General features: G+C 69.1%; 18 protein-coding genes. 11 read left to right on the forward strand and 7 right to left on the reverse strand.

What is annotated here, in order from left to right; genetic code table 11:
- The first annotated feature begins 276 nt into the window (after positions 1-276).
- From VFF97_RS00990 to VFF97_RS01020, 7 genes are all read left to right on the forward strand, one after another.
- Entirely contained in the window at positions 277-870 is a 594-nt protein-coding gene (locus VFF97_RS00990; RefSeq protein ID WP_325031628.1) for a sulfite oxidase-like oxidoreductase, read from the forward strand.
- Entirely contained in the window at positions 867-1,592 is a 726-nt protein-coding gene (locus VFF97_RS00995; protein ID WP_325031629.1) for a ferredoxin reductase, read from the forward strand. The genes VFF97_RS00990 and VFF97_RS00995 overlap by 4 nt, the downstream gene beginning before the upstream one ends.
- Positions 1,589-1,861 (forward strand): DUF6510 family protein, encoded by a 273-nt coding sequence (locus tag VFF97_RS01000; protein WP_325031630.1) that lies wholly within the window; start codon positions 1,589-1,591, stop codon positions 1,859-1,861. The genes VFF97_RS00995 and VFF97_RS01000 overlap by 4 nt, the downstream gene beginning before the upstream one ends.
- A 49-nt stretch (positions 1,862-1,910) precedes the next feature.
- Positions 1,911-2,357 (forward strand): helix-turn-helix transcriptional regulator, encoded by a 447-nt coding sequence (locus tag VFF97_RS01005; RefSeq protein WP_325031631.1) that lies wholly within the window; start codon positions 1,911-1,913, stop codon positions 2,355-2,357.
- 9 nt (positions 2,358-2,366) lie between these two features.
- Positions 2,367-2,777: a VOC family protein gene (locus VFF97_RS01010; protein ID WP_325031632.1), complete on the forward strand. Its 411-nt coding sequence runs from the start codon at positions 2,367-2,369 to the stop codon at positions 2,775-2,777.
- A 72-nt stretch (positions 2,778-2,849) separates the two neighbouring features.
- A complete protein-coding gene (locus tag VFF97_RS01015) occupies positions 2,850-5,228 on the forward strand; it encodes an excinuclease ABC subunit UvrA (protein ID WP_325031633.1) in 2,379 nt (792 codons plus the stop codon).
- Positions 5,229-5,472: 244 nt separating this feature from the next.
- Positions 5,473-5,838, forward strand: coding sequence for a cupin domain-containing protein (locus VFF97_RS01020; protein ID WP_325031634.1), 366 nt, complete (start codon positions 5,473-5,475; stop codon positions 5,836-5,838).
- 127 nt (positions 5,839-5,965) lie between these two features.
- Here VFF97_RS01020 and VFF97_RS01025 read toward each other — a convergent pair whose 3' ends face one another.
- Positions 5,966-6,229 carry a DUF6458 family protein gene (locus VFF97_RS01025; RefSeq protein ID WP_325031635.1) on the reverse strand — a complete coding sequence of 88 codons (264 nt, stop codon included), beginning with the start codon at positions 6,227-6,229 and terminating at the stop codon, positions 5,966-5,968.
- Between the two features lie 238 nt (positions 6,230-6,467).
- On the opposite strand from VFF97_RS01025, the gene VFF97_RS01030 reads away from it, so the two are divergent.
- Genes VFF97_RS01030 through VFF97_RS01040 form a run of 3 tightly spaced genes read left to right on the forward strand, consistent with a single transcriptional unit; the run spans position 6,468 to position 8,843 of the window.
- The gene (locus tag VFF97_RS01030) at positions 6,468-7,400 is read left to right on the forward strand and encodes a pseudouridine-5'-phosphate glycosidase (RefSeq protein WP_325031636.1); all 933 of its coding nucleotides are present in this window, start codon (positions 6,468-6,470) and stop codon (positions 7,398-7,400) included.
- The gene (locus VFF97_RS01035) at positions 7,400-8,242 is read left to right on the forward strand and encodes a carbohydrate kinase family protein (protein ID WP_325031637.1); all 843 of its coding nucleotides are present in this window, start codon (positions 7,400-7,402) and stop codon (positions 8,240-8,242) included. The genes VFF97_RS01030 and VFF97_RS01035 overlap by 1 nt, the downstream gene beginning before the upstream one ends.
- A gap of 40 nt (positions 8,243-8,282) precedes the next feature.
- The gene (locus VFF97_RS01040) at positions 8,283-8,843 is read left to right on the forward strand and encodes a dihydrofolate reductase family protein (RefSeq protein ID WP_325031638.1); all 561 of its coding nucleotides are present in this window, start codon (positions 8,283-8,285) and stop codon (positions 8,841-8,843) included.
- 13 nt (positions 8,844-8,856) lie between these two features.
- Here VFF97_RS01040 and VFF97_RS01045 read toward each other — a convergent pair whose 3' ends face one another.
- Genes VFF97_RS01045 through VFF97_RS01060 form a run of 4 tightly spaced genes read right to left on the reverse strand, consistent with a single transcriptional unit; the run spans position 8,857 to position 13,195 of the window.
- Positions 8,857-9,936: an FUSC family protein gene (locus VFF97_RS01045; protein ID WP_325031639.1), complete on the reverse strand. Its 1,080-nt coding sequence runs from the start codon at positions 9,934-9,936 to the stop codon at positions 8,857-8,859.
- The gene (locus VFF97_RS01050) at positions 9,933-10,709 is read right to left on the reverse strand and encodes an SGNH/GDSL hydrolase family protein (RefSeq protein WP_325031640.1); all 777 of its coding nucleotides are present in this window, start codon (positions 10,707-10,709) and stop codon (positions 9,933-9,935) included. Before VFF97_RS01050 ends, VFF97_RS01045 begins: the two co-directional genes overlap by 4 nt.
- 19 nt (positions 10,710-10,728) lie before the next feature.
- On the reverse strand, positions 10,729-12,099 hold the full coding sequence (locus VFF97_RS01055; protein WP_325031641.1) for an MFS transporter: 1,371 nt from the start codon (positions 12,097-12,099) through the stop codon (positions 10,729-10,731).
- Between the two features lie 37 nt (positions 12,100-12,136).
- A complete protein-coding gene (locus tag VFF97_RS01060) occupies positions 12,137-13,195 on the reverse strand; it encodes an LLM class flavin-dependent oxidoreductase (RefSeq protein WP_325031642.1) in 1,059 nt (352 codons plus the stop codon).
- Positions 13,196-13,290: 95 nt separating this feature from the next.
- On the opposite strand from VFF97_RS01060, the gene VFF97_RS01065 reads away from it, so the two are divergent.
- Complete coding sequence (locus VFF97_RS01065; protein ID WP_325031643.1) at positions 13,291-13,956, forward strand: phosphoribosyltransferase; 666 nt, start codon at positions 13,291-13,293, stop codon at positions 13,954-13,956.
- A gap of 41 nt (positions 13,957-13,997) precedes the next feature.
- Here the strand turns inward: VFF97_RS01065 and VFF97_RS01070 are convergent, their stop codons facing one another.
- Both VFF97_RS01070 and VFF97_RS01075 read right to left on the reverse strand, forming a co-directional pair.
- A complete protein-coding gene (locus VFF97_RS01070) occupies positions 13,998-15,668 on the reverse strand; it encodes a DUF885 domain-containing protein (protein WP_325031644.1) in 1,671 nt (556 codons plus the stop codon).
- A gap of 63 nt (positions 15,669-15,731) precedes the next feature.
- On the reverse strand, positions 15,732-16,983 hold a 1,252-nt coding region (locus tag VFF97_RS01075; protein WP_325031645.1), incomplete at its 5' end, for a DNA polymerase.

Raw genomic sequence — 16,983 nt, forward strand, 5'->3', positions numbered from 1 at the left:
TGCCGACGATGACAGCGAGCACGCCGCCGACGCCGAGAGCGGTGCGGATGCCGTTGACTGCCGTTCTGTCGGCTGCGGATGCGGTGGACATACAACGACCTCTTTTCTGGGAATTCCCTGAGAAGGTTGGTGGGATCAGACTAGACCCGCCGTCCGGGGCGCGGGCAAGCGGCAGCGCGTGTGTCGCGGCATCCGGAGTGGGTGATGAAACCCCTCGCGCGCGGGCGCGCGGGCCACTAGCGTGTGGCTTCAAGCACTCGACACCCGGAGGTGCGCATGGCGGTGTTCTCGAGGGGATTCGGCGCGCGAAGGCGTGAGAGCGACGAGCGACTGCCGCCCGGACAGTATCTGACCGAGGACTTCCCGGTGCTGTCGGCGGGCCCGACGCCGCGGGTCGAGCTCGACGAATGGCGCTTCACGATCCGGAACGAGAACGGCGACGCCACATCGTGGGCGTGGGACGAGTTCATGGCCCTACCGATCGAAGAGGTCACGACCGACATCCACTGCGTGACGCGCTGGTCGAAGCTCGGCACCCACTGGCGTGGCGTGTCGATCGACACGCTGTTCGCGGGCGTCGAGACGGATGCCGGCTACGCGATGGCCCACTCGTACGGCGGCTACGCGACGAACGTGCCCATGGAGGACCTTCTCGACGGCAAGTCGTGGGTCGTGTTCGAGTTCGAGGGTGAGCCGCTCGACCCGGAGCACGGCGGACCCGCGAGGCTCATCGTGCCGCACCTCTACTTCTGGAAGAGCGCGAAATGGGTGCGCGGCCTCACGCTCATGGAGTCCGACGCCCCCGGGTTCTGGGAGCAGAACGGCTACAACATGCACGGCGACCCGTGGACGGAGGAGCGGTACTGGTGATCGTCGGCGACTGGCGTCCGGCCACGGTGTCCGAGGTCGCCGACGTCACACCGACGGCGCGCGTGCTGCGCATCACCGTGCCCGGATGGCCCGGCAGCGAACCGGGGCAGCACGTCGACGTGCGCCTCACGGCGGAGGACGGCTATCAGGCGGTGCGCTCGTACTCGCTCGGGTCGTACGGCGGCGGCGAGACGATCGAGCTCGCGGTCGACGAGGTTCCCGAAGGCGAGGTCTCGCCCTACCTCGTGCGCGACGTGCAGCCGGGCGACATGCTCGAGGTCAAGGGGCCGCTCGGCGGTTACTTCGTGTGGCGGCCAGGGGGAGTCGACCCGGTGCAGCTCATCGCGGGCGGGGCGGGGATCGTCCCGCTGGCCGCGATGGCGAAGGCGCGGACGGATGCCGGCACCGGCGCGCCCTTCCGGCTGCTGTATTCCGTGCGCCGACCCGAAGCCGCGATATATCGCGATGAGCTCGAGCGGCTGTCCGGAGACGGGGGAGTGGATCTCACGTGGGTCTACACGCGCAGCGGACCGCCCGGATGGACCGGCCGCGTCGGGCGCATCGACGACGAGGTCATCACGTCCGCCGTGTGGCCCGTGGACCAGATGCCGGACGTCTTCGTGTGCGGTCCGACGTCGTTCGTGGAGCACGTCGCCGACGCGCTCGTGCGGCTCGGGCATCCGCCGGCGAAGATCCGGACCGAGCGCTTCGGAGGTGCATGATGCGGGCCGAGAACGCGAGATCGGTCGTCGACGGCAACGCGATCGCGGGACTGCTCGCCGAGCTCTTCGCGCAGGACATGACCGCCATGGACGGGGAATGCGGCGGATGCGGCGCCCGCGCGCCGCTCGCGAACAGCGTCGTGGAACTCGACGAGGTCGCGGCGATCGTGCGGTGCCGTTCGTGCACGCACACGCTGTTCACGGTGCTGCGCGACGGAGAGCGGCTGCGCCTGCGGATCGGCTCGCTCGTCGCGCTCGAAGGGCCGTGAGCGGCGCAGCCGCTGGATTCCGTCGGCGGTTCGTGACACCATCGCCAACGTGACGAGCGACCCCGAGGCACTCCGGCGACTGCACGAGATCGCACTGTTGCGGCGCGTGCGCGACCGCATCGACCGTGAATTCGCGCAGCCGCTCGATGTCGAGGCGCTCGCGCGCGGAGTGAACATGTCGGCCGGTCACCTCAGCCGCCGATTCCGCGCGACGTACGGCGAATCGCCGTACTCGTACCTCATGACCCGGCGCATCGAACGCGCGATGGCGCTCCTGCGGCGCGGCGACCTCAGTGTGACCGAGGTGTGCTTCACCGTCGGGTGCTCGTCGCTCGGGACCTTCAGCACGCGCTTCACCGAGCTCGTCGGCATGTCTCCGAGCGCGTACCGGCGGTGGGCCGCGGAGGCGATCGACGGCGAGCTGCCGTCGTGCCACGCGAAGCAGGTGGTCAGACCGATCAGGAATCGAGAAGCACGCGAGGTGCCCGCCGGTTAGCGTGGCGGCATGGACATCAAGATTCAGTACGCGTTCCTGCCGCACACCGACGCCGACGCCGCCCTCGCGTTCTACCGCGACGCCCTGGGCTTCGAGGTGCGCAAGGACGTCGGCTACGAGGGGATGCGCTGGATCACGGTCGGACCCGTCGGGCAGCCCGAGACGTCGATCGTGCTGCATCCGCCGGCCGTCGACCCGGGCATCACGGATGCCGAGCGCCAGACGATCCTGGAGCTCATCGCCAAGGGAAGCTACGCGTCCGTGACGCTCTCCACCGATGACCTCGACGGACTGTTCGAGAAGCTGCAGGCGTCCGGCGCCGATGTGCTGCAGGAGCCGACCGACCAGCCGTACGGCGTGCGGGACTGCGCGTTCCGCGATCCCGCCGGCAACATCCTCCGCATCGACCAGCGCGTCTGACCGGCTCGACCTTCGAGTCTGCCGGGGTCGATAGGCTCGACCCCGGCCGACGAGCTCAATGGATGGAGACCGATGACCAGCGCCCCCGCGTCCGCCGCATCCGCCGCACCCCTCGCCGACAGCCACGAGCTGATCCGCGTGCGCGGCGCCCGCGAGAACAACCTCAAGAACGTCGACGTCGATCTGCCGAAGAGAAGACTGACCGTCTTCACGGGCGTCTCAGGATCAGGCAAGAGCTCGCTTGTGTTCGATACGATCGCCGCCGAGTCGCGACGACTCATCGACGAGACCTACAGCGCGTTCGTCCAGGGGTTCATGCCCTCGGTGCCGCGCCCCGACGTCGACGTGTTGGAGGGCCTCACGACCGCGATCATCGTCGACCAGGAGCGACTGGGTGCCAACCCGCGGTCGACGGTCGGAACGGTGACCGACGCGAATGCGATGCTGCGCATCCTGTTCAGCAAGCTGGGGGAGCCGTACATCGGCGGTCCGACCGCGTTCTCGTTCAACATCCCGACGCAGAAGGCGAGCGGGGTCATGGTCGGCCCGAACGGCGAGAAGAAGATCGTGAAAGAGGCGATCTACCTCGGCGGAATGTGTCCGCGCTGCGAGGGACGAGGCTCGGTATCCGACATCGACCTGTCGCAAGTGGTCGACGAGTCGAAGTCGCTCAATGAGGGTGCGATCATGGTGCCGGGCTACACGGCCGATGGCTGGATGGTGAAGGGCTTCTCCGAGTCGGGGTTCTACCCGGCCGACAAGCCGATCAAGGACTTCACCGAGAAGCAGCGGCACCTCTTCCTCTACGGCGAGGTCACGAAGGTCAAGATCCAGGGGATCAACATGACCTACGAGGGCCTGATCCCGAAGATCACGAAGTCGATGCTGTCGAAAGACCTCGACGCCCTGCAGCCGCACATCCGCGCGTTCGTCGAGCGCGTCGCGACGTTCGCGACGTGTCCCGAATGCGATGGGATGCGCCTCACCGAGGGCGCACGGTCGTCGAAGATCGACGGCGTCAGCATCGCCGACGCGTGCCGGATGCAGGTGACCGACCTCGCCGAGTGGGTGAAGGGCCTCGACCGCCCGGAGGCCGGGCCGCTCCTCGACGCGCTGCGTGCGAACCTCGAGGCGTTCGTCACGCTCGGACTCGGGTATCTCAGCCTCGAGCGACCCTCAGGAACGCTGTCCGGGGGAGAGGCGCAGCGCATCAAGATGCTGCGGCACCTCGGCTCGTCGCTCACTGACGTCACGTACGTCTTCGACGAGCCGACGATCGGTCTGCATCCGCACGACATCCAGCGGATGAACGAGTTGCTGCTCCGCCTGCGCGACAAGGGCAACACCGTCCTCGTCGTCGAGCACAAGCCCGAGATGATCGCGATCGCCGACCACGTGGTGGATCTCGGCCCGGGCGCGGGCGCCGCCGGGGGTGAGATCTGCTTCGAGGGCACCGTCGACGGGCTCCGAGCCAGCGGCACGCTCACCGGTCGACACCTCGACGACAGGGCGTCGCTGAAGCCCGAGGTGCGGACGGCGAAGGGCAGCATCGAGATCCGCGGTGCGAACGACAACAACCTGCAGAACGTCGACGTCGGCATCCCGCTCGGCGTGCTGACGGTCGTGACGGGCGTCGCCGGCTCGGGCAAGAGCTCGCTCATCCACGGATCGGTATCGCGCCGCGAAGGCGTCGTCGCGATCGACCAGAGCGCGATCAAGGGCTCGCGTCGCAGCAACCCGGCGACGTACACGGGCATGCTCGAGCCGATCCGCAAAGCGTTCGCCAAGGCGAACGGCGTCAAGCCGGCCCTGTTCAGCGCGAACTCCGAGGGCGCGTGCCCGACGTGCAAGGGCGCGGGCATCATCGTGACCGAGCTGGGCTTCATGGACACCGTCGAGACGCCGTGTGAGGACTGCGGCGGCAAGCGGTTCCAGGCGGCCGTGCTCGACTACAAGCTCGGCGGCAAGGACATCACGGAGGTGCTCGATCTCCCTGTCAGCGAAGCGCGACGGTTCTTCGCCGAGGGCGAAGCGAAGATCCCGGCCGCCGTCGCGATCCTCAGTCGCCTCGAGGACGCCGGTCTCGGCTACCTGACGCTCGGCCAGCCGCTGTCGACGCTGTCGGGCGGTGAGCGCCAGCGCATCAAGCTCGCCATCCAGATGGGCGAGCCGGGTGACGTGTACGTGCTCGACGAACCCACGACGGGCCTGCACCTCGCCGACGTCGAGAACATGCTCGCGCTGCTGGACCGGCTGGTGGACTCCGGCAAGTCCGTCATCGTGATCGAGCACCACCAGGCGGTCATGGCGCACGCCGATTGGATCATCGACCTCGGACCCGGCGCGGGCCACGACGGAGGACGCATCGTGTTCGAGGGAACGCCCGCCGAGCTCGTGAAGGACAAATCGACACTCACCGGCAAGCATCTGGCGGAGTACGTCGGCGCTTGAGCGCCCCCAGAAGTACATCGTGAAGAAGTACCTCGCGCCGATAATGCACATTATGTCAACTCATAAAGGGTGATCCTCGGCCGCATCGACCTGAGGTCCTCCCCTGTCCTTGAAGGTGTCGTGGCGGAGAGAGGTTCGTGCACAGCCCGATAGCGTGCCATGTGTGTGCCGGTCTCAGATCATGTCCGCGGACTCCGACACGTTCGTCGAAGACGCCGTCCGCACGGCGCCATAGGATCGCCGCATGAGCGACGACGTTCGGAACATCGACGACGCACTGTCCCGCATCACGGCCTACTGGCAACCCCATCGCCTCACCAGCATCAACGACTACGACGTGAAGGTCGTCAAGCTCCACGGAGAGTTCGTGTGGCACGACCACCCCGAAACGGATGAGCTCTTCATGGTTCTGAGCGGTGAGCTCACCATCCAGTTGCGCGATCGCGACGTCGTGCTCGGGCCGAACGACGTCTTCGTCGTCCCCCGCGGTGTCGAGCACTGCCCGAAGGCCGACAACGAGGTTCACGCGCTGCTGTTCGAGCCCAAGGGCACCGTGAACACGGGTTCAGTCGGCGGTGAACTGACCTCTCCCCTGAGGGAGTTGCCTTGATACAGCGAGGGTGACCACCGCCGCTCGGCGCTCAAACGTACGAGAAGGCAGCTCCCTCATCGGAAGCTGCCTTCTCCTGCGGCCGCACGCGGCCGGCAGTCAAAAGACGTCGACGCGACTGGTCGACTTACACGTACGGCTCGTCGTCGGTCGTCGCCGTGCTCTGCCGCGTGACTCGCTCGTTGGCGGCGGGATCAACCGCCGTGCGCGTAACGGTGTCGGACCGCCGGCGGCGCATGAGGAGCACGAGGCCCACGATGAAGACGACGAGTCCGGCGCCCATCAGGATGTACCCGATCAGGTCGAGGTCGACCCACTCGGTCTCGACGTTGACGGCGAACGTGAGGATGGCGCCGATGGCGAACAGCGCGATTCCGGCTCCGATGCTCATACGAGCTCCTTTCCGGGGTCCGGGGGTCACCCCTCCCCTGCTGTGGGCCGCTTCGGCCCGCAATCAACGATTCCGGGTCGGTGCGAAACGGCCCAAGGGGTTGACAAATGACGGATGGCTCGGATCCGGGCGCGACTCGGTGGACGAACCTCCACGCATCCACTCGCTCCTTCGCATCCGAACACGCACGGTTTCCGCGCACCTGCATAGGGTGTGAGAAGACCCGGAAGGAGCCGCTGTGCCACCCACTCCCCTCGCCGTTTCGGAGGAGGTGCGTGACGCGATCGACCGCGGCGCACCCGTGCTCGCCCTCGAATCGACCATCTTCACGCACGGACTCCCCCGTCCGCGGAACATCGAGGTCGCCCGCGAGGCGGAGCAGCTCGTGCGGTCGCTCGGCGTCGTGCCCGCCACGATCGGCGTCGTCGAGGGGAGCCCCACGGTGGGCCTCTCCCCCGACGAGATCGAGCTGCTCGCGACCGCCGAGGGTGTCGTGAAGGCGAGCCTGCGCGACCTCCCGCTCGCGATGGCGAAGGGGCTGAGCGCCGGCACCACCGTCGCCGCGACCGCGTTTTTGGCAGATCGCGCCGGAATTCGAGTCTTCTCGACCGGCGGCCTCGGCGGCGTGCATCGCGGTGCGCAGCAGACGTTCGACGAGTCGGCCGACCTGCCGATCCTGGCCGCGCTCCCCCTCGTGCTCGTGAGCGCCGGTGTGAAGTCGATCCTCGACATTCCGCTCACGCTCGAACGGCTCGAGACTCTGAGCCTCGCGGTGGTGGGCTACCGCACAACCGACTACCCCGGCTTCTATATCTCGGATTCCGGCTATGACCTGGACTTCTCGGTCGACTCCCCCGAGGAGATCGCGCGTGTCGTCGAGGCGCGCGACGGTCTCGGCATCCGTTCCGCCCTCCTCGTCGCGAACCCGGTCGGAGCCGAGCGCGAGCTTCCGAGAGAGCTGCACGATGATGTGCTCGCGCGCGCTCTCGATGAAGCGCATCGACTCGGCGTGACGGGCCACGACACGACGCCGTTCCTGCTGGACTTCCTGCAGCGCGAGACCGGCGGCCGAAGCCTCGACGTCAACGTCGACGTGTACCGCGGCAACGTCGAACTCGGCGCGCGCATCGCAGCGGCCCTCGCCACCACTCCCCTCTCCCCCGCCGGCTGATGCTGCTCACGATCGGCGACCTCATCGACGATGTGCTCGTCCGCCGCGCCGGCGGCCTCGAGCGGGGCACCGACAATCCGGCCACGATCCGGCACGCACGAGGCGGGAGCGCCGCCAACGTCGCGGCCGCCGCGGCGGCATCCGTCGCCACTCGATTCATCGGATGCGTCGGCGACGACGCCGCGGGCGACGCGCTCGTGCACAGGCTCGAGCGGGCCGGAGTCGACGTGCGCGTGCAACGGGGTGAGCGCACCGGCACGATCGTGATCCTTGTCGACGACGAAGGCGAACGCACGATGGTCACCGACCGCGGCGCGGCGGCCGAGCTCGGCCCCATCGATCCGTCGTGGCTCGAGGGCGTCGACTGGGTGCACGTGCCGCTCTACGGATTCTCGTCCGAGCCGTCGCGCTCGGCGATCCTCGAGGCGGTCGAGCGGATGCGGCGCCCTCCCGCCCGCGTGAGCTTGGACCTCTCGAGCGTCGCGACCATGCGCGAGCTGGGTACCGACGAGCTGCGGGCCCTCATCGCGCGCCTTCGCCCCGACGTCGTGTTCGCGAACCGCGACGAGGCCGGATGCGCGGAGGCCCTCGCCTTCGACCTCTCGTCCGTCGAGGCGTACATCGTCAAGCGCGGCGGCGAGCCGGTCGTCGTGAGGGTGGGCGGCGACGACATGCAGGTCCCGGTGGAACCCGTGGAAGGTCTCATCGACTCCACGGGTGCCGGCGACGCGTTCGCCGCCGGCTACATCGCTGCCGCGATGAACGGGGCGGATGCCGCATCCGCCGCACGCGCCGGTGCAGGGCTCGCTCGACGTGCTCTCGCAGAGCTCGGCGCACTCTAGATCACCATCGGATGTCGGCGGCCGCCGCTACCGTGTCGGCATGCCTCGCGTGGTCTACTACACCGCAACGACTCTGAACGGATTCCTCGCAGACGACAACCATTCCCTCGACTGGCTCTTCGCCGTTCCGGGCGGCGAGGGTGGCGACGCCGACTTCATGGAGTTCCTCGAAGGGATCGGCGTCCTCGTGCAGGGCTCGTCCACGTACGAGTGGGTGCTCAAGCACGAAGACCTCATCGCCCACCCCGAGAAGTGGCCGAAGTACTACGGCGATCGGCCGACGTACGTCTTCACGAGCCGCAGCCTGCCCGGCGTGCCGGGTGCAGACATCCGATTCGTCTCGGGTGATGTGAAGGCATCGTGGCCGGAGATGCGCGAGGCTGCGGGCGACCGCGACGTGTGGGTCGTCGGCGGCGGCGATCTCGCGGGCCAGTTCGCGGACGCCGCTCTCCTCGACGAGATCCGGGTCTCCGTTGCGCCCGCGACACTCGTGTCGGGCAAGCCTCTGCTTCCTCGCAACCTGGGTTCCGACCGCCTGACGCTGCAGGCTGCGCGCCAGATGGGTCAGTTCGCCGAACTCACCTTCTCGGTCTCGGGCTGATCCCCGGGCGGGGTCAACCGGGCACGCCGATACCGGCTTCTGCCGCCTGTTTGGGTCGATCCCGCGGCCACAGGACGAGCAGCGCGATCACCGCCAGCGCCGACCCGATGAGCGTGTCGAGCAGCCGGTGGGCGGCCCACTCCGTGACGGCACCGCTTGGCAGTCCGACGAACATGATCGCGCCGATGGAGCTCAGCGCCGCTCCGTAGGTCGGATAGCGCTCCTGGGCCGCTATGCCCACGATCAGAGCGACGACGGCGATGGCCGCCAGGGCGATCGTCGGAATGACCAGCGCGAGCAGACCGACCGCAACCACGCCGACGATCGTCCCCATCATGCGCGTGATGAGCACCGACAGCGGGGGCTTGCCCGTCGGGAGGAGGATCGTGAACGCGGCGAGGAAGATCCAGTACGCGTCGCGCCCGCCGAACGCGCTGAACCCGAGCATCGCCACAGCGAGCGGGATCCCCCGTCGCACGCCGTCGCGGAAATGCGCATCCCGGGTGCGCAGCGAGCGGAGCATCCGCCGGCCCAACGACTCGCCCGAACGCGGGAGCCTCGCAAGCCTCCCCTTCGCGCGGACCAGCGCCGAGACGAACCCGACGAGCACACCGAGTGCCGCGCCGGCGGCGACCACACCCACGAGATCCGACACTCCGCCGGCGCGGTCGCCGCCGAGCACACGCACCGAGGTCGCGAAGGCGAACGTGAACGAGCCGACGAGCCCCAACCCCGCGCCGAGCGGGCCCGCGGCGGCCGCGAGCGAGGACGCGAGCACGATCGCCCCCATCGCGAGGGCCGCCAGCACGGGGGTCGGCGACGTCAACACCCCCAGCCCCGCGCACACGATCGCGACGCCTCCCGTCATGAGTGCCACCCATGCCGCCACGGCGGCCGGTACGTGCGCGCTCACACCCGCGATGAGCCCCGCACACAGCCCGCCGAGCAGCGCGGCCGGCGTCGGGAAGAACGGCAGCAGCACACCGGCCCCCACGAGAAGCCCGATGAGGATGTGGAGGGCGAACGACACGCCCCACGGGGCATCCGTCGCGCCGAACAGGCGTGAAGCCCAGTGGCGCGACGGATCGCTCATGACGACGCTTCTTCCTGCCGCGACGGTTCGATCTTCACCCAGTCGGGATACTTGGGCTCTCGTCCATCGCCGGACGACGTTCGCGTGAGCCTCCGTCGCACCCATGGACCGACGTGCGCGCGATAGTACGCGGCTCCGCGCACCGCGGCGGGCGGCAGCTCCGGGAGCGACCACCATTCCTCTGGAGGGTTGAGCCCGAGAGCGTCCAGCACGCGCGCGGCGACGCGGTGGTGCCCGCGCGCGTTCATGTGAAGGCGATCGTCCGACCAGAAGCCCGACGTGGAGAGCTCGCGATCGGGCCAGTTGAGCGCACGGACGACGTCCGGTCGATCGCTCACCCGCGCAACGACCGCCGCCGACAGCAGGTCGCCACGACGCTGGATCAGTCGGCTCATCGGCAGCTGCGCGGAAGGGTTCGCCCCCGACAGCAGGATGAGCTTCACGCCTTCGTCGTCGCAGCGCTTGAGCACGAGGCTGAACGCGTCTGCGACACTCGCGATGGAGGTGCGCGGGCGCAGCATGTCGTTGCCGCCGCCGTTGAACGACAAGTGGGTGGGCTTCAGCGCGAGTGCGGGCTCGAGCTGCTCCTCGACGATCTGCCACACGAGCTTGCCGCGGATGGCGAGGTTCGCGTACTCGATCGGCTCGCCCGAGGCATCCGCCCACCCTTGCGCGACGAGGTCGGCCCACCCTCGCACGTGCCCGTCGGGAAGCTCGTCGCCGACTCCTTCTGTGAACGAGTCGCCGATGGCGACATATCGCACGGATGCCACGGCCTCAGCCTACGGCGGCTCAGCGGTCGTCGAGGGACCGTCCGCTCCGGTCGATGAGACCCCACGCGCCGGCGGCCGCGGCAACGAAGAACAGGGCGAACACGATGAACAGCACCGGCGCACCGCCGAGCGCGAGCAGCGGCGGCACCGTCAGCGGTGCCACGATCGACGCGACGCGGCCGACGCCGGCTGCCCACCCGGAGCCGGTCGCGCGCAGCGACGTCGGATACATCTCGGGAGTCACGGCATAGAGCGCGCCCCATGCGCCGAGGTTGAAGAACGACAGCGCCATTCCTGCGGCGAGCACCGACCACTCCGCGCCGGCCGTGCCGAACAGGATCGCCGAGACCGCCGAACCCGCGAGGAAGACGGAGAGCGTGAGCCGCCTCCCCCACACCTCGATGAGCCACGCGGCGGCGGCGTAGCCCGGCAGCTGCGCGAGCGTGATGATGAGCGTGAAGCCGAACGATCGCACGAGGTCGTACCCCTGAGCGACCAGTATCGACGGGATCCAGATGAACGCGCCGTAGTACGAGAAGTTCACGCAGAACCACACGAGCCACAGGCACGCGGTGCGAACGCGGAACTCCGCGGACCACAGCGCCGCGAGGCGCTCGCGGGCCGTCTGCGCGGCCGGCGGCAGCTCGATCGGACCGGTCGTCAGCCGACGTGCCGACTCTGCCGTCACGGACGACGACTCCTCGAACCTGCGGATGACGGCCGCGGCCTCGTCATGTCGCCCCCGGCGCTCGAGCCACCGCGGCGACTCCGGCAGCCCCCACCGCACGATGAGCGCGTACGCCGCCGGGATCGCGCCGAGCGCGAACGCCCACCGCCAGCCGGCGTCGGATGCCGGGATCACGAGGAACCCGATGAGCGCGGCAGCCGTCCAGCCCACGGCCCAGAACGCTTCGAGGATCACGATGAGCCGGCCGCGCATGCGCGCCGGCGCGAACTCGCTCACGTACGTCGATGCGACCGGCAGCTCGGCCCCGAGCCCGAGCCCGACGAAGAAGCGCAGGATGAGCAGCAGCACGATCCCGCCCACCAGTGCGCTCGCGCCCGTCGCGACACCGTACACCAGGAGCGTCAGCGCGAAGACCTGGCGGCGGCCGAAGCGGTCGGCGAGCAGCCCGCCGAGGGCAGCGCCGACCGCCATGCCGACGAAGCCCATCGACGCGATCCACGCGGTCTCCTCGGGCGCGAGACTCCACTGCTGCGCGAGCGCGGCGAGGATGAACGAGATGAGTCCGACGTCCATCGCGTCGAGGGCCCACCCGATCCCCGAGCCGGTGAGCACACGAAGGTGCGCACGCGTGAACGGAAGGCGATCCAGCCTCTGCGACAGCGAAGCGGCCGTAGCGGGCGTGGGGGGCGTCGGGACCGACATGACTGAATCGTAGAGCCGCGCGGCCGCCCGCGGCGCGCTACGCGAGCATTTCGCGCACCATGGGCACGACGCGCGTGCCGTACAGCTCGATCGAACGCATGAGCTTCTCGTGACTGAGCGTGCCGTTGGAGTACTTCAGGTCGAAGCGCGCGATGCCGAGCGTGCGGATCGTGTCGGCGATCTTGCGTGCGACGGTCTCGGGCGATCCGACGTACAGCGCCCCCTCAGGTCCGACGTCGTGCTGGAAGCGCAGACGGTTGTACGTCGGCCAGCCACGCTCCTTCCCGATCGTGTTGTACATGCCCTCGAACGACGGATACGCCTCGTCCCACGCCTGCTGGTCCGTGTCGGCGATGTGTCCCGGCGAGTGCACCGCCACGGGCAGCGGATCATGCCCGAACGACGACACCGAGCGGTGGAACAGGTCGACGAACGGACGGAACCGCACCGCCGGTCCTCCGATGATGGCGAGCGTCAGCCCGAATCCGTAGCGCGCCGCGCGCACGACCGACTCGGGCGAGCCGCCCACGCCCACCCACGCCTTGAGCCCGTGCTCGGTCTTCGGATAGACGTCGGCGTCGGTGAGTGCCGCGCGCGTGCGCCCTTGCCACGTGACCGGCTTCTCCGTGACGAGCTTCGAGAACAGGTCGAGCTTCTCCTCGAAGAGGATCTCGTAGTCGGCGAGGTCGTAGCCGAACAGCGGGAACGACTCGATGAACGAGCCTCGCCCGAGCGTCACCTCCGCGCGGCCGTTCGACACGGCGTCGAGGGTCGCGAAGCGCTCGTACACGCGCACCGGGTCGTCGGACGACAGGACGGTCACGGCGGTGCCGAGACGGATGCCGCGTGTGCGGCCCGCGGCGGCGGCGAGCACGATCTCGGGACTCGAGACGGCGAACTCACGCCGGTGGTGCTCCCCCACCCCGAACGACGCGAGTCCGATCTGGTCGGCCAGCACGGCCTCGTCGACGATGTTGCGGATCACCTGCGCGTCGCTGAGCCGGTTCCCCTGCGCGTCGACGGTCACGTCGCCGAAGGTGTCGAGGCCGAACGCGACCTCGTCGGGTGTGGATGCGATGTCGGGCTGGTCGGTCATGGGCGCGATCTCCTTTGCATTCACGCGCATGCAACGTGTGGTTCGTCGCGCGCATTCCCGGTCCGCATCCGCGGCCCTCGGCGTACCGTGGTCGCATGGCCATCTTCGCGGACCGCGCCGACGCGGGGCGAGTGCTCGCCGCCGCCCTGGAGCGCTGGAGGGGAACGGATGCCATCGTCTTCGGCATCCCGCGCGGCGGAGTCGTCGTGGCGGCGGAGGTCGCCCGCGTCCTGTCTCTGCCGCTGGCGGCGGTCGTCGTGCGCAAGCTCGGCGCGGCCCACCACGAGGAGTTCGCGGTGGGCGCGATCGCCGAGGACGTGCGGCTCGTGCGGCCGGAGGCCGTACGCACGGGGTTCACGACGCCGGACGAGCTCGCCAAGGTGGAGCAGCGGGAGCGCGAGGAGCTCGCGCGCCGGACGCGGCTGTTCGGGGCATCCGCCGTCGACATGGCCGGCAGAACCGCGCTCGTCGTCGACGACGGCATCGCGACGGGTGCGACCGCGACCGTCGCATGCCGGTCGCTCCGGGCGCGCGGCGCGTCGTCTATCGTGCTCGCCGTTCCGGTCGCGCCGGTCGACTTCGTGCCCGAGGCCGACAGCGTCGACGAGTACGTGTGCCCCAACCGCATCCGCGACTTCTGGGCGGTCGGGCAGTTCTATCGCGACTTCCGCCAGACGACCGATGACGAGGTCATCCGGTTGCTCTCCGCATCGGGAAGCGGTGCGGACGGGTCGGCGGGAACGGCGACGGCCGGCGCCTGACGCCCGCTCACGGGCGAACCAGACACCGGCCGTCGAGTGACTCAGCGAGCGAATGCCGCCCGCAGCGTGTCGAGGCCGACACCGCCGATGTCGAGTGCGCGCTTGTGGAACGCCTTGATGTCGAACGCATCGCCCTGCGCGGCCTTGACGTCGTCGCGCAGCTGCTCCCAGATGCGCTGACCGACCTTGTACGACGGCGCCTGTCCGGGCCAGCCGAGGTAGCGGTTCACCTCGAACTGCACGAACTCGTCCGACATGTTGACGTTGCGGCGCATGAACGCGAGGGCGTAATCCGCGTCCCACGTGCCCTGGCCGTCGGGGCGGGGCTTCTCGAGGTGCACACCGATGTCGAGCACGACACGGGCGGCACGCATCCGCTGGCCGTCGAGCATGCCGAGGCGATCGGCGGGGTCGCTCAGGTAGCCCAGCTGGTCCATGAGCCGCTCGGCGTACAGCGCCCACCCCTCTGCGTGGCCGCTCGAGCCGGCGAGGAGACGGCGCCACGAGTTCAGCTGCGCACGGTTGTAGACCGCCTGGGCGATCTGCAGGTGGTGACCGGGAACGCCCTCGTGGTACACGGTCGTGAGCTCGCGCCACGTGTCGAACGAGTCGACGCCCTCCGGCACCGACCACCACATGCGACCGGGACGCGAGAAGTCATCGGTCGGTCCGGTGTAGTAGATGCCGCCTTCCTTCGTGGGGGCGATCATGCACTCGAGCCGACGAATCGGGTCCGCGATGTCGAAGTGGGTCTTGCCCAGCTCCTCGATCGCGCGGTCGCTCGTCTCCTGCATCCAGCGCTGCAGCGCCTCAGTGCCGTGCAGCTTGCGCTTCTCGTCCTGCTCGAGGAACGCGACGGCCTCTTCGACGGATGCGCCGGGCTTGATCTCGTTCGCGATGGCCTCCTGTTCGGCGACCATGCGCGCAAGTTCCTCGACACCCCACTCGTACGTCTCGTCGAGGTCGATCGTGGCACCGAGGAAGCGGCGCGACTGGAGGGCGTAGAGCTCACGACCGACGGCGTCCTTCTCGGACGCGACCGGAGCGAGCTCGTTGCCGAGGAAGGCGGCGAGCTCGTCGTAGGCCACGCGCGCGGCGCCCGCCGCGTCGGAGAGGTCGCGTGCGAGCGAGGCGGGAAGCTGCCCTTCGCTCGGGTTCGCCTCGCCGACGAACGTGGCGAAGAAGCCGTTGTCGGACGTGTAGCGCTCGATCTGCGTGACGACCTCCGTCACCTGTCGGCGCGCGGGCACGACGCCTTCGGCGATCCCGCTTCGCAGCGTTGCGATGTAGCCCTCGATGGCCGCCGGGAGTGCGCTGAGGCGCTTGGAGATCACGGACCAGTCGTCGACCGTGTCGGTCGGCATGAGGTCGAACACCGAGCGGATGTCCTGCGGAGGCGACGCGATCACGTTGAGGTCGCGCTTCGGCCAACCGGCCTCGTAGACGTCCAGCTCGAGTCGGAGCTGGCTCGAGAGGTCGTCCTTCGTGACCTGGTCGACGTCGTCGACCGGCGTCGCCGCCTCGAGCTCGGCGAGCGTCTTGCGCGCCGCGTCGAGGACGCGCTCGACGCCCTCGGGCGAATAGTCGCCGAAGCGGTCGTTGTACTCGGAACGGCCGATGTATGTCGCGATCGTCGGTTCGAGCTCCGCGAGCGTGTCGACCCAGGTTTCGGCGATCTTGTCGATCTCCGTGGGAGTCCGTGGTTCAGTCATGGGGTCCAGCCTACGGGTGTCTCTCCCCCGCATGAGGAGCCCCGCGAGCCGCCCTCCCGGTGGTTAGTGCCCCGCCTCGTTCCAGTCGGCGCCGCGGCCGATCTGCACGTCGAGCGGGACCGTCAGCTCGGCGGCATCCGCCATGCGCGACCGCACGATGCGCTCAGCGGCGTCCCACTCCCCCGGCGCGACCTCGACCACGAGCTCGTCGTGGATCTGCAGCAGCACGCGCGACCGCAGACCCTCCGCGAGGAACTCGTCGTGGATGCGGAACAGCGCGATCTTCATGATGTCGGCCGCGCTGCCCTGGATCGGGGCATTGAGGGCCGCACGCTCCGCGTTCTCGCGCAGCACGCGGTTGGGGCTCGTCAGGTCGGGGAACGGTCGGCGGCGCCCGAAGATCGTCTCGGTGTAGCCGTCGATGCGCGCCTGCTCGACCGACGAGCGCAGGTAGTCGCGCACCGCGCCGAACCGCGCGAAGTACTCCATCATGAGCTGCTTCGCCTCGGACTGGTCGATCCGAAGCTGCTTCGACAGGCCGAACGCCGACAGGCCGTACACGAGCCCGTACGACATCGCCTTGACCTTGGTGCGCATGATCGGCGTGACGTCTTCCGGGGCGACGCCGAACACGCGCGCGCCCACGTAGCGGTGGGTGTCCTCGCCCGAGTTGAACGCCTCGATGAGGCCGGGGTCGCCCGACAGGTGCGCCATGATGCGCATCTCGATCTGCGAGTAGTCGGCGGTCAGCAGCGCCTCGTAGCCCTCGCCCACCTCGAACGCGGCGCGGATGCGTGCGCCCTCCTCGGTGCGGATCGGGATGTTCTGCAGGTTGGGGTCGGTGCTCGAGAGCCGGCCGGTCTGGCTGCCGGTCTGCAGGTAGGTCGTGCGGATGCGGCCGTCGGGGCCGATCGCCGTGTCGAGCGACTCGATGATCTGTCGCAGCTTCGTCGCCTCGCGGTGCTGGAGCAGCAGGTCGAGGAAGGGGTGCGGGTTCGTCTCCTGCAGGTCGGCGAGCACCGCGGCATCCGTCGAGTACCCCGTCTTGGTCTTGCGGGTCTTCGGAAGCTGCAGCTCTTCGAACAGCACCTCCTGCAGCTGCTTCGGCGAGCCGAGGTTGACCTCACGCCCGATCGCCGCGTACGCCTGCTGCGCGATCGCGTCGGCGCGCTCGCCGAGCTCGCCCGACAACGCGGCGAGCTTGTCGTGCGAGACGGCGACGCCCGCGAGCTCCATGTCGGCGAGGGTCACGAGAGTGGGCAGCTCGATCTCGGTGAGGACGGATGCGACGCGCCCCGGCAGCTCGGCGCGCAGC

Source organism: Microbacterium sp., assembly GCF_035687345.1.
Lineage (GTDB): Bacteria > Actinomycetota > Actinomycetes > Actinomycetales > Microbacteriaceae > Microbacterium.

Coding starts and splice junctions, on each gene's coding strand:
- VFF97_RS00990 (WP_325031628.1), top strand. CDS start 277: ATGGCGGTGTTCTCGAGGGGATTCGGCGCGCGAAGGCGTGAGAGCGAC.
- VFF97_RS01000 (WP_325031630.1), top strand. CDS start 1,589: ATGATGCGGGCCGAGAACGCGAGATCGGTCGTCGACGGCAACGCGATC.
- VFF97_RS01010 (WP_325031632.1), top strand. CDS start 2,367: ATGGACATCAAGATTCAGTACGCGTTCCTGCCGCACACCGACGCCGAC.
- VFF97_RS01015 (WP_325031633.1), top strand. CDS start 2,850: ATGACCAGCGCCCCCGCGTCCGCCGCATCCGCCGCACCCCTCGCCGAC.
- VFF97_RS01020 (WP_325031634.1), top strand. CDS start 5,473: ATGAGCGACGACGTTCGGAACATCGACGACGCACTGTCCCGCATCACG.
- VFF97_RS01025 (WP_325031635.1), bottom strand. CDS start 6,229: ATGAGCATCGGAGCCGGAATCGCGCTGTTCGCCATCGGCGCCATCCTC.
- VFF97_RS01035 (WP_325031637.1), top strand. CDS start 7,400: ATGCTGCTCACGATCGGCGACCTCATCGACGATGTGCTCGTCCGCCGC.
- VFF97_RS01040 (WP_325031638.1), top strand. CDS start 8,283: ATGCCTCGCGTGGTCTACTACACCGCAACGACTCTGAACGGATTCCTC.
- VFF97_RS01045 (WP_325031639.1), bottom strand. CDS start 9,936: ATGAGCGATCCGTCGCGCCACTGGGCTTCACGCCTGTTCGGCGCGACG.
- VFF97_RS01055 (WP_325031641.1), bottom strand. CDS start 12,099: ATGTCGGTCCCGACGCCCCCCACGCCCGCTACGGCCGCTTCGCTGTCG.
- VFF97_RS01060 (WP_325031642.1), bottom strand. CDS start 13,195: ATGACCGACCAGCCCGACATCGCATCCACACCCGACGAGGTCGCGTTC.
- VFF97_RS01065 (WP_325031643.1), top strand. CDS start 13,291: ATGGCCATCTTCGCGGACCGCGCCGACGCGGGGCGAGTGCTCGCCGCC.
- VFF97_RS01070 (WP_325031644.1), bottom strand. CDS start 15,668: ATGACTGAACCACGGACTCCCACGGAGATCGACAAGATCGCCGAAACC.